A 9,955-nucleotide genomic window follows, 5' to 3' on the forward strand; every position below is an offset into this window, starting at 1 on the left:
CAGCGCTGATGGAAAACCGAGCCGAAAAAATCACGTCCATCGAAATACCATTGGTCGCTCTCTTCAATAAAAAAGGTGATGCCATCAACCGTCGTCTGCGCCGCCGGCTTGTCGACCAGTTCGTCTTTGGCCATGCCAAGCGAAAACCCTTTTTGCACGGTGCTGCACCCGCCGTAGCGGGCAAAAAAGCGGATCGCATCGCCCGGCTTCAGCCCGAGCTCCCGCTTGTACCAATCAAACGCTTTTTTTGTAATCATGATGTTCATGGCTTCCCCTCCTCACTTGTTTATTATAAGTGAATGGACGGCGCCGGTAAAACGATTGTGTGAACATTGGCTGACAATTTGAGGGCGAAACAATTTCCAGAAAATGGATTAACCTAGCCCTGACTGGCTCGAGTAAAATGCCGGCCGACGGCGAACAGTAAAAGCGAGGGGGGTGAAGACGGTGAGCAAGAAGCGGCCGTTTGCGCCAAGCTATGAATCGGATGGGGTGATGGGCGAAAAGAAAGAGCAACGCCCGCGCCGTTCCAACCGTCGGCAAATTGACAAACAAGCGCCTGATTTTTTCAACACGACGCCATCGAGCGAATAAAAAAGCCGAATCGAGCGGGCGATGGTTGAACATCGCGCTGTTTTGTGAATAAAGTAGCCAGTAGGCTGCTTTTTTTTTTATGGCACCTACTATACAAACGGGCCGGTCCGCGCTATCATTACTTGAGGGACATCTTTTTCGAAAGGAGTGGCGTTTTCGTATATGAGTAGTTCAAGCCCGAACGAACCGGAACCGGAATATAGCGGGGAACGCGGCCTGTTCCTTTTCTTGTCGGCTGCTCATCATACGAAAACGGGCTCCGGACGGAAAGGAAGAGGCGCCGCCTTCCTCGCGTGAAAAGGAGGAAGGATGCCAGATGATGAAAANTTTTTTTTTATGGCACCTACTATACAAACGGGCCGGTCCGCGCTATCATTACTTGAGGGACATCTTTTTCGAAAGGAGTGGCGTTTTCGTATATGAGTAGTTCAAGCCCGAACGAACCGGAACCGGAATATAGCGGGGAACGCGGCCTGTTCCTTTTCTTGTCGGCTGCTCATCATACGAAAACGGGCTCCGGACGGAAAGGAAGAGGCGCCGCCTTCCTCGCGTGAAAAGGAGGAAGGATGCCAGATGATGAAAATGTATTTGTCCGATGCCAACGGCAAAATGCGCGAAATCGATCATATTGAAAATGGCTGCTGGATCAATCTCGTTGCCCCGACGGAAGACGAAATTCGCTACATCGCCCACCATTTGGACATTCCGATCGATTCGATCAAAGACGCGTTGGATGACGAGGAGCGGTCGCGCGTCGAAAAGGAAGACAACCATGTGCTCATTATCGTCGACATTCCGATTGTCGCCCATGATGAAGTGGACGGCCCGATTTACGAGACGATTCCGATCGGCATGATCATTACGAACACGTGTTTTATTACGGTTTGTTTGCAGGAGAATCCGATTTTCGAAGAATTCTCCAAAAACAAAATCAAAAACTTTTACACGTTTATGAAGACGCGGTTTGCGTTGCAAATGCTGTACATGATTTCAACGTATTATTTGCGCTATTTGAAGCAAATCAATCGGCGGACGAGCGAAATCGAAAAAGAATTGCACCAATCGATGAAAAACAAGGAGCTGTTTTCGCTTCTCAGCATGGAAAAAAGCTTAGTGTATTTTATGACGTCGCTGAAGGCGAACAACATCGTCATGGAGCGGCTCATGCGCCTCAATTATTTGCGCATGTACGAAGATGACCAGGATTTGCTGCAGGACGTCATTATTGAAAACAAGCAGGCGATTGAAATGGCCGAAGTATACAGCAGCATTTTAAGCGGCATGATGGACGCGTTCGCTTCGGTCATCTCAAACAACTTAAACATTGTGATGAAGTTTTTGACGGCCATTACGATCGTCATTTCGCTGCCGACGATGGTGGCGAGTTTCTACGGCATGAACGTACCGATTCCGTACCAACACTCTCCGTACGCCTTTTTGATCGCGATGGCGCTCGCCGGTTCACTGTCAGCGGCGACGGCGTACATCTTTTGGAAAAAGCGATACTTTTGACGGCCAGGCGCGTTTTGGATGGCCATGCGAACGGCTGCCCTGTCATTGGGGCAGCCGCTTTTGCTTTCGGACGGCCACACCGCCGGAGAGGATGAATTTCATCGCCTCTTCCGGCGAGATGTCGACGACTTCCACTTGCTCTTTCGGGACGAGCAGGGTGAGCCCGGCGACTTGAAACGCCTGCGGGATATAGACGGCGACGTAGTCGGCGAGAGGATCGTGCCAAGCGCCGACATCATCCATTGTCATGAAGCCGAGGCATTTCCAGCCGCTTTCTGGCATTGTAACGAGCACAACTTGCGAAAACGATCGTTTTTCCCCGACGAAGGAAGCGATTGTATCTTTGGCGACGGAATAAACCGTTTTCATCAAGGGAATGCTTTCAAGCAACCGGTCGATCAGTCGAATGAGGCGGCCGCTTACGTATTGCGTCGATAGCCAACCGCAGACGGTAATCAGCGCGACAGTCGCCAATAGGCCTAGGCCGGGAATGTAGCGGCCATCCAAATACGGACGGACGTATTGGCCAAGCAGCCCATCCAAAACGGTGAACACTTTGTAGCACACATAGACGGCGAGTAAAATTGGCACGATCGTCAGCATGCCGTTTAGAAAATGTTTCACGAAAAAACGCATCCCTTTCCCTCCCCGCTATTCATTCTCTACCACCATACCAATTTTTTTGGCTTTATACAACTCTCTATTATATCGAACATTTTCTGTTGTATTCGGTAAGAAAGTTCGTGTTTTTCCTTGACGAACTGCCAAATGTTCCGTATACTTTCGAATGGAACATGGGAAATGGGGGATGGATCATGAACAATCATTACGATGTGATCGTGGTCGGCGCCGGGCCGGCCGGCATTTTCACTTGCTACGAACTGACGCTCAAACTCCCTGGAGCGAACGTGCTCTTAATCGATAAAGGGCACGATATCTATAAACGCAATTGTCCGATTTTGCAAAGAAAAATTGAAAAGTGTCCGCCGCCGGCCGGCAAAAAAGACTATGCCGGCTGCGTGCCGGCCTGTTCGATCACGAATGGATTCGGCGGAGCGGGGGCGTATTCGGACGGCAAATTCAATATCACGAGCGAATTCGGCGGCTGGATGACCGACTATTTGCCGGCTTCGACCGTACTTGAGCTCATCCGCTATGTCGATGAGATCAACTTGAAGCATGGAGCGACGACATCGATCACCGACCCGATGACGGATAAAGTGAAAGAGATCGAGCGGCGCGCCTATGCGGCCGGGCTGAAGCTATTGCGCGCGTACGTCCGCCATTTGGGTACAGAGCAAAATTTGGAAATTTTGAAAAGCATTTTTGAATATTTGCGCGAGCGGATTGCGATGCGCTTTACANCCGCCTGTTTGAAAAGGGAGCCGAAAAAGATCGAGCGGCGCGCCTATGCGGCCGGGCTGAAGCTATTGCGCGCGTACGTCCGCCATTTGGGTACAGAGCAAAATTTGGAAATTTTGAAAAGCATTTTTGAATATTTGCGCGAGCGGATTGCGATGCGCTTTACAACGGAAGTGGATGATATCGTGACCGAGCGGACGGAGAGCGGCCATCGAGTGAAAGGCGTTGTGCTGAAAAACGGAGAAACGTTGACAGCGGAAAAAGTCGTCATCGCTCCGGGGCGCGATGGCTCGGTTTGGCTGAGCAAAATCTTGCGCAAGCGCCGTTTGCGGATGATCAACAATCAGGTTGACATCGGAGTGCGCGTGGAAACATCGAACATCGTCATGCAAGAAATTAACGAACATCTGTATGAAGGGAAATTCATTTTCAACACGTCGGTTGGGACGCAAGTGCGCACGTTTTGCAGCAACCCGTCCGGACATGTCGTCGTCGAAAACCATTCCGGCATCATGCTCGCCAACGGCCATGCGTACAAAGATCCAAAGCTCGGCAGCAACAACACGAACTTTGCCCTTCTTGTTTCACATAAGTTTTCCGATCCGTTTGACAAGCCGAACGAATACGCCCATGAAATTTCTCGGCTGGCGAACGCCTTGTCCAACGGCGGCATCATCGTGCAAAAATACGGCGACATTTTAAAAGGACGGCGATCGACGGAAAAGCGGATCAAAGAAGGGTTCATCGAACCGACGCTAAAAGAAGCGGTGCCGGGCGATTTAGGCCTCGTTTTGCCGTACAACACGATGAAAAGCTTGATCGAAATGACGGAGGCGCTCAACCACGTCACTCCGGGGCTTGCCTCTGAGCATACGCTCTTTTATGGGGTGGAAGCGAAGTTTTATTCGGCGCGTCCGAAACTGAACGACCGCTTTGAAACCGAAATCGCCGGGCTGTATGTCGGCGGCGACGGCGCCGGCGTTACGCGCGGCCTTGCGCAGGCGAGCGCCTGCGGCGTCTGGATCGCCCGCGACATCGTCGAGAAATTGACGCATTAGGTGAGGAACCGAGGGCAGGCCCCTTCAAACGGGGGCCTGTTTTTTTGCTGTCTGCCTGGGGACGGATTAAAAAGTAAACTGAAATGAAAATATAGTTGACAAATATGCGGCTGGTCCGTTACGATAAATGTAATGATATGGAAAGGGGAGAGGAGAGATGGCAAACTGGCTGGTGTTGGCCGAGCAAGTGTTGGGAGGCCACGAGCTGACCGATGAGGAAGCATTGGCGATATTGGATTGTCCGGATGAGGAGTTGCTCCTTTTGCTGCAAGGGGCGTACCGGATTCGCTCCGCCTATTATGGAAACAAAGTGAAGCTGAACATGATCATCAACGCCAAATCCGGCCTCTGTCCGGAAAACTGCGGCTACTGTTCGCAGTCCGCCGTATCGACGGCGCCGGTGAAAACGTATAAAATGGTCGACAAAGAGACGTTGTTGCGCGGCGCGGAAGAAGCACACCGTTTGCGCATTGGGACGTACTGCATCGTCGCCAGCGGCCGGGGGCCGAGCGATAAAGAGATCGACACCGTTGTGTCCGCGGTCAAGGAAATTAAAGAGCGGTTCGGGCTGAAAGTGTGCGCCTGCCTTGGGATCTTAAAGCCGGAGCAGGCGGCGCGGCTGAAAGAGGCGGGGGTGGATCGCTACAATCATAACATCAACACATCGAAGCAGCACCATCCGAACATTACGACGTCCCATACATACGACGATCGGGTGCGGACGGTGGAAACGGTGAAAGAAGCTGGTCTTTCGCCTTGTTCCGGCGTCATCATCGGCATGAAAGAAACGAAGCGGGATGTCGTCGATATGGCGCGCAGTTTGCGGGCGCTTGACGCCGATTCCATTCCAGTCAACTTTTTGCATGCGATCGACGGCACGCCGCTGGCTGGCACGAACGAATTAAACCCGCGTTACTGTTTGAAGGTGCTGGCCCTTTTTCGCTATATGAATCCAACCAAAGAAATCCGCATCGCCGGCGGGCGAGAAGTGAATTTGCGCTCACTTCAGCCGCTTGGCCTGTATGCCGCCAACTCGATTTTTGTCGGCGACTATTTGACGACCGCCGGGCAAGAAAAGTCAGCCGATTATCAAATGCTTGAGGATCTTGGGTTTGAAATCGAATTTGCCCCGGTTCCGCAAGCCGGAGTCGTATCATGAACGATGCCGCCGGAAGATGGCGGCTTTTTGTATGTGCGCTCACCGAGGACAAGACCTAGCGAAGCGGGAGGCATGGGAGGCGCCATGCGGTTTCAGATGGGACGCCACGATGGCGCATCGCAAGCCTTGGCGAGAAGCGGAGCGCATGATAAGACGGTGGACTTGGCCTGCCTATGCTCTGACGAGAAAAGCGGATTGAACCCCTATTGCGCCGTTTGACGCGCTTTTTTGGCATGAAAAGCCAACCCGACGCGTACGATGGGAATACAAGCTGCGAAAAAAGGCTTCACAAACAGCCAAAAGCTCATTATAATAGCAACAAAAGGAAAGGAAGAGGATGGGGGACATGGCAAAGTCATTCTACCGTTACTTGCTGCGCTTCCGCCATGGACACCAGGAAGATCCGGTCGTCCGGTTTGCGAACGGAGCGTATGAAGACCACAGCTTTCCAAAAGGGTCGACGGACTATGAAGAACTGAGCGGCTATTTGGAGCTTAACGGTGACTATTTGGAAAGTATGGTTGTGTTTGATGAGCTATGGGAGCAATTTTTGCATGAAGCGTAACTAAGGGAGCGTTCCCATTTCATAAATTGGGAGCGCTTTCAAATAGCTTTTTTCCGCGCGGTTGCAGGTGTCCACCCTTCTCTGCATGCATATACTATACTAACTATTTGTTCCAAAGGGTGGAGATGCCAATGAGCGCGCCGAAACGCCCGAAATTTTCCGTCGGCGACATCGTCGTCAATACATTGTACGGAACGGTCGGAACGATCACCGATATTCAGCAGATTGACGGTGTGTTTTTATACGAAATCAACCATGGCCATAGCTTGTTTGCCGAGCAAGCGCTCATTTTATTGTCTGAGTTTGTGGGTGATTTATGGATCGCGGAAGAGATTGAAATTGAGTTGCCGTTTTTTCTCGGCGAAATTGTCCGCGTCCGCGATTATGGCGGCCATTTGTTCAAAATCGTCGGGGTGCGGACAGAAATTTACCGCTACTACGGGGAAGGATGGGAAGAGACGATTTACGAATTGAAACGGCTGACGGATGGTTGGGAGATTGAAGTCCATTTGGAAGACATCATTCCGCTTGCCGACGGAGAGGAGACGTCCGTCACGCTCGTGCAAGATATTGTCATCGCCGCGCCGGTGAAAGCGTCGCTTCTATTGCCGCCGGCCGACAGCGGAGAGAAAGGGCCGTCGGTCGACGAGCTCCTTGACATGTACAACGATTATAAAGCGTTATATGAATGGTTCGGCGATGAACAGTACCAACGGATGATGGAAACAGTTGTAAAACGTTTGCGGACAATCGCCAATCACCAGGATAGAAATTGATAAAGAATAAAAAGAAAATAAGGAATGCCGGCGAAAATGACGATCGCGCCCAATCCATTGACAACTGTTTCCATCATTTTATCGATCGCAGTGAATTTGTCCATTTTGTCCGCCTCCGTGTTTTTTGTTTTGTTGGTACATATGTATGGGGGAGACTGAAAAAATAGTACAACATGATTTTTGACATAAAACGGAAGGCGGCGACATACAACATTACAAAGGGGGCGAGATGCGGTGAAGGAAATTGAAGTGATTATCGATACGGAAGAAATCGCTGAGTTTTTTTACCAAGAACTCATCCGCCGCGGCTTTGTGCCAACGCAAGAGGAGCTTGAGGAGCTCGCGGATATTACGTTTGACTATTTGCTTGAAAAATGCATCATCGATGAAGAGATTGACATCGATGGGGAGTAGTCCTCGTCGTTTTATGATGAAGTTGATTTGGCCGCCGCGATGGCGGCTGTTTTCATCATGACCAAATGCCGCTCGTAGCGGCTGGTCATGTCGCCCGAGGCCGGAAGCGGGAGCGTTTCAAGCGCCTGCATGATCGCCTCATCGGTGAACCAATCGCGATGATCGTGGAACGGGTGCGCAAGATCCGGCCAAGCTTCCTCAAGGCGGGGGCTGTAAAAGCGGTGCCCATCAGGCGTTTCAGCGAACGATTGCGGCCAGAAGTCGGCGCGTGAGCCGCTGTGGGGGACGCAGCGGGCAAAGCGGCAGGCGCCGCGAAACAGCCGGGCGTCAAACAGCAGCAGACTGTACAGCGTTTTGCCAATATGGATGCGGTGGTGGACGTCGGCGAAATCGCGCACGGTCGTTCCGGCAAGCGCTACGCGGCGGCCTTTGGCATATGGGATGAGCACATCGTTGAACCCGAGCCATTGCTCGACAATAAACGGCCAGCTTGACAGCACGCGGGTGCGGAAAAACGGATGTTCGATGACGCGAAGCTGGATGTACTGCTGCTCGTTGATGATCAGAGCAACCGTAAGAAGCGCGGCATTCCCCGTTTCCCAAAAATGTTCCCACATCGGCTTCATAAACGAAGACACCGCTAGCGCCGGCAACAAATGAAACAGCGGCGTCTCCCTCCGTTTGCTTTCTTCGTACAGCAGAAGCTGCGGATAGGCATCATGAAAAATGAGGGCATTGGCGCGCTCCAAAAACAAAAAAAGGGGTGCAATGATTTGTTCCGGCAGCAAAAACGGAAGAAGGCCGCCGCGCAAATCAGTCATGTTCCAACCGCCGTTGCGCGAGACGAGATGGGCTAAAAACGCCCAATGAATTTCCCGATGGCGCTCAAAAAACGCTAAGTAGGCGGCGGTGCGCGTCACGTTGTTGCGGTTATGTTCCGCTGTTTTCCGGCGAATGGCGGCAACAATGCCCTTTTCTTCCGCGCTGAGCGGTCCGTCAGTCGGGACAGTTGTGCGGGCGGCCATCCGGCGAAGCAGGCCGTCATCGGCGAGGCGGACCGGATGGCGGTACAAAAAGGAGCGGTAGGCATACTGAAGCGGATGGCGCAGCCAAGCGAACGGGCGAGTCGGCATCAGGCTGTCTCTCCTTTGCATCATTTGTGGACTTTTGCCAGAAGACCGCGATCGTTTCGACAAAAGGAGTGCTCGTTTGCTGAAGGAATCGACACGCCAAATCACCAAATAAGTATAATACACGTTTGTCTCGGCTCCGAAGACGATTCGCGATCGAATTCGACATCAACCATAGTATGGGGCGCGGAGGGCCGATTTATTGGGAGAAGGGAGAGGAAAACAATGGTTCGTTTATGGGGGAAACGGATGTGGATGACAAAACGTGCATATGAGGCGGTCGTTTTTCAAACACCGCGCTTTGGGGAAACGAAAGGCTACCGGCAAGTGTGCCGCATGACGGTGACGGCGGCCGGACATGATGAAGTGCTGGCGGTGTTGTATCGGATGTTTAATGTCGCCGATCTGATGCCGAAAAACTGTCAAGCTCGATTTATGCGGACTGGGGACGTTGTGCTGATCGATGAAGGGCGGAAAGGACAGACGTACTATCGCCTTTGTCCAGACGGATGGAAACAAGTGGAACGACAGCTCATCTGTTGACCGAATATTCAAAAATATAGTCGCCAGCAAGAGCTAGAGATGATATAATATGAATAAAGCCCCCTTGTTTCGGGAACGGATAAGAAAGGAAAGGGGGCGGACTTGATGGAACATGACGAACGGCGGCGCGACATGCCGACGGTGGCCCCGGGCATCGACGACGATGAGGAGCTGAATGAAAGAGCGACAAAAGAGGAAATTGAACGCGGGGAATATACAAAAGTCGTCACGCTTGCTTGGGACGAATCCGAGCCGTCGGAACCGCGATAGAAACCCTTGTATCGCACAAGGGTTTCTGCGGTTTGTCACGATTCTGGATTGTCGTGATGGCCCGGACCGTTTTTCCGGCCGCCGGCGGCGGAATATTCTTTGGCATGCGCCTCATCTTCAGCGATCAATGCTTCTTTTGGAATATGGTTGTTCTTTTTCTGCCCGTTAATGCGGTTGCGGTGTTTTTTGCCCATCGTTTTCCCTCCTTGAACCGTCGTTGTCGTTAGTGTATGCGGTCTGGCGGCGGTTCATCGACGGAAAATGTTTGCAGGCGGCATCATGCGGCGGGCGCAGGAGAAAAGAGGGAAGGGGGCGAAACGATGGCCGCACTGGCGCTGTCGCTGCTCTTGTGCGTCGTCTCGATTGCGGCATTGCTTTGGGTCAAAGGGCAAGTTGAGCGACTCTTGTTCCGCTGGAGAAGCGTGCCCCTTCTCCATGCGGTCAACGTCGTCATCATCGCTGCCATCGTTGCTGACATGTACTATCGGCTCAGCGGCATCGACGTGTACTTGCGCGATTTGGCCGATATCAACGGTTTTTGGTATAGATCGGAAGAGCACACGTCTGAACTC

14 protein-coding genes and 1 pseudogene are annotated in these 9,955 nt (G+C 52.0%); 10 read left to right on the top strand and 5 right to left on the bottom strand.

Annotated features, from left to right (window positions below; all coding sequences use genetic code 11):
- Positions 1-266: HesB/YadR/YfhF family protein (locus T260_RS0121040; protein ID WP_031213191.1), on the bottom strand; the 266-nt coding region annotated here is incomplete at its 3' end.
- Positions 267-447: 181 nt separating this feature from the next.
- On the opposite strand from T260_RS0121040, the gene T260_RS1000000140035 reads away from it, so the two are divergent.
- Entirely contained in the window at positions 448-594 is a 147-nt protein-coding gene (locus T260_RS1000000140035) for a hypothetical protein (protein WP_011231062.1), read from the top strand.
- 573 nt (positions 595-1,167) lie between these two features.
- On the top strand, positions 1,168-2,106 hold the full coding sequence (locus T260_RS123325) for a magnesium transporter CorA family protein (protein WP_014195699.1): 939 nt from the start codon (positions 1,168-1,170) through the stop codon (positions 2,104-2,106).
- 42 nt (positions 2,107-2,148) lie between these two features.
- On the opposite strand, the gene T260_RS123320 is transcribed toward T260_RS123325, so the two are convergent.
- Complete coding sequence (locus T260_RS123320) at positions 2,149-2,742, bottom strand: DUF502 domain-containing protein (RefSeq protein WP_011231064.1); 594 nt, start codon at positions 2,740-2,742, stop codon at positions 2,149-2,151.
- A 179-nt stretch (positions 2,743-2,921) separates the two neighbouring features.
- Between T260_RS123320 and T260_RS1000000138360 the strand changes: the two genes are divergently transcribed.
- From T260_RS1000000138360 to yodN, 4 genes are all read left to right on the top strand, one after another.
- The gene (locus tag T260_RS1000000138360) at positions 2,922-4,526 is read left to right on the top strand and encodes an NAD(P)/FAD-dependent oxidoreductase (RefSeq protein WP_023634523.1); all 1,605 of its coding nucleotides are present in this window, start codon (positions 2,922-2,924) and stop codon (positions 4,524-4,526) included.
- Positions 4,527-4,683: 157 nt separating this feature from the next.
- Positions 4,684-5,685, top strand: a complete 1,002-nt coding sequence (bioB, locus tag T260_RS123315) for a biotin synthase BioB (protein WP_023634524.1) — start codon at positions 4,684-4,686, stop codon at positions 5,683-5,685.
- 346 nt (positions 5,686-6,031) lie between these two features.
- Entirely contained in the window at positions 6,032-6,250 is a 219-nt protein-coding gene (locus T260_RS123310) for a YozE family protein (RefSeq protein ID WP_011231067.1), read from the top strand.
- Positions 6,251-6,381: 131 nt separating this feature from the next.
- Positions 6,382-7,026, top strand: a complete 645-nt coding sequence (gene yodN / locus T260_RS123305; protein ID WP_011231068.1) for a germination protein YodN — start codon at positions 6,382-6,384, stop codon at positions 7,024-7,026.
- Here the strand turns inward: yodN and T260_RS1000000140565 are convergent.
- Positions 7,008-7,130 (bottom strand): hypothetical protein, encoded by a 123-nt coding sequence (locus T260_RS1000000140565; RefSeq protein WP_013145441.1) that lies wholly within the window; start codon positions 7,128-7,130, stop codon positions 7,008-7,010. The genes yodN and T260_RS1000000140565 overlap by 19 nt on opposite strands.
- A 130-nt stretch (positions 7,131-7,260) precedes the next feature.
- Here T260_RS1000000140565 and T260_RS123300 point away from each other — a divergent pair, with 130 nt between their 5' ends.
- Positions 7,261-7,440, top strand: coding sequence for a YozD family protein (locus T260_RS123300; protein ID WP_011231069.1), 180 nt, complete (start codon positions 7,261-7,263; stop codon positions 7,438-7,440).
- 11 nt (positions 7,441-7,451) lie between these two features.
- Here T260_RS123300 and T260_RS123295 read toward each other — a convergent pair whose 3' ends face one another.
- On the bottom strand, positions 7,452-8,573 hold the full coding sequence (locus tag T260_RS123295) for a DUF2515 domain-containing protein (protein ID WP_011231070.1): 1,122 nt from the start codon (positions 8,571-8,573) through the stop codon (positions 7,452-7,454).
- Positions 8,574-8,795: 222 nt separating this feature from the next.
- Between T260_RS123295 and T260_RS123290 the strand changes: the two genes are divergently transcribed.
- The gene (locus tag T260_RS123290; protein ID WP_013145439.1) at positions 8,796-9,113 is read left to right on the top strand and encodes a hypothetical protein; all 318 of its coding nucleotides are present in this window, start codon (positions 8,796-8,798) and stop codon (positions 9,111-9,113) included.
- A 105-nt stretch (positions 9,114-9,218) separates the two neighbouring features.
- Positions 9,219-9,383, top strand: a complete 165-nt coding sequence (locus T260_RS1000000140040; protein WP_011231072.1) for a hypothetical protein — start codon at positions 9,219-9,221, stop codon at positions 9,381-9,383.
- A gap of 35 nt (positions 9,384-9,418) precedes the next feature.
- Here the strand turns inward: T260_RS1000000140040 and yoyE are convergent, their stop codons facing one another.
- Entirely contained in the window at positions 9,419-9,577 is a 159-nt protein-coding gene (gene yoyE / locus T260_RS1000000140045; protein WP_008879283.1) for a protein YoyE, read from the bottom strand.
- Between the two features lie 126 nt (positions 9,578-9,703).
- Between yoyE and T260_RS1000000141155 the strand changes: the two are divergent.
- A pseudogene (locus T260_RS1000000141155) lies at positions 9,704-9,955 on the top strand (hypothetical protein); the annotation flags it as partial.

Origin of the sequence: Geobacillus thermopakistaniensis, assembly GCF_000498995.1 — a bacterium.
Classification (GTDB): domain Bacteria; phylum Bacillota; class Bacilli; order Bacillales; family Anoxybacillaceae; genus Geobacillus; species Geobacillus thermoleovorans.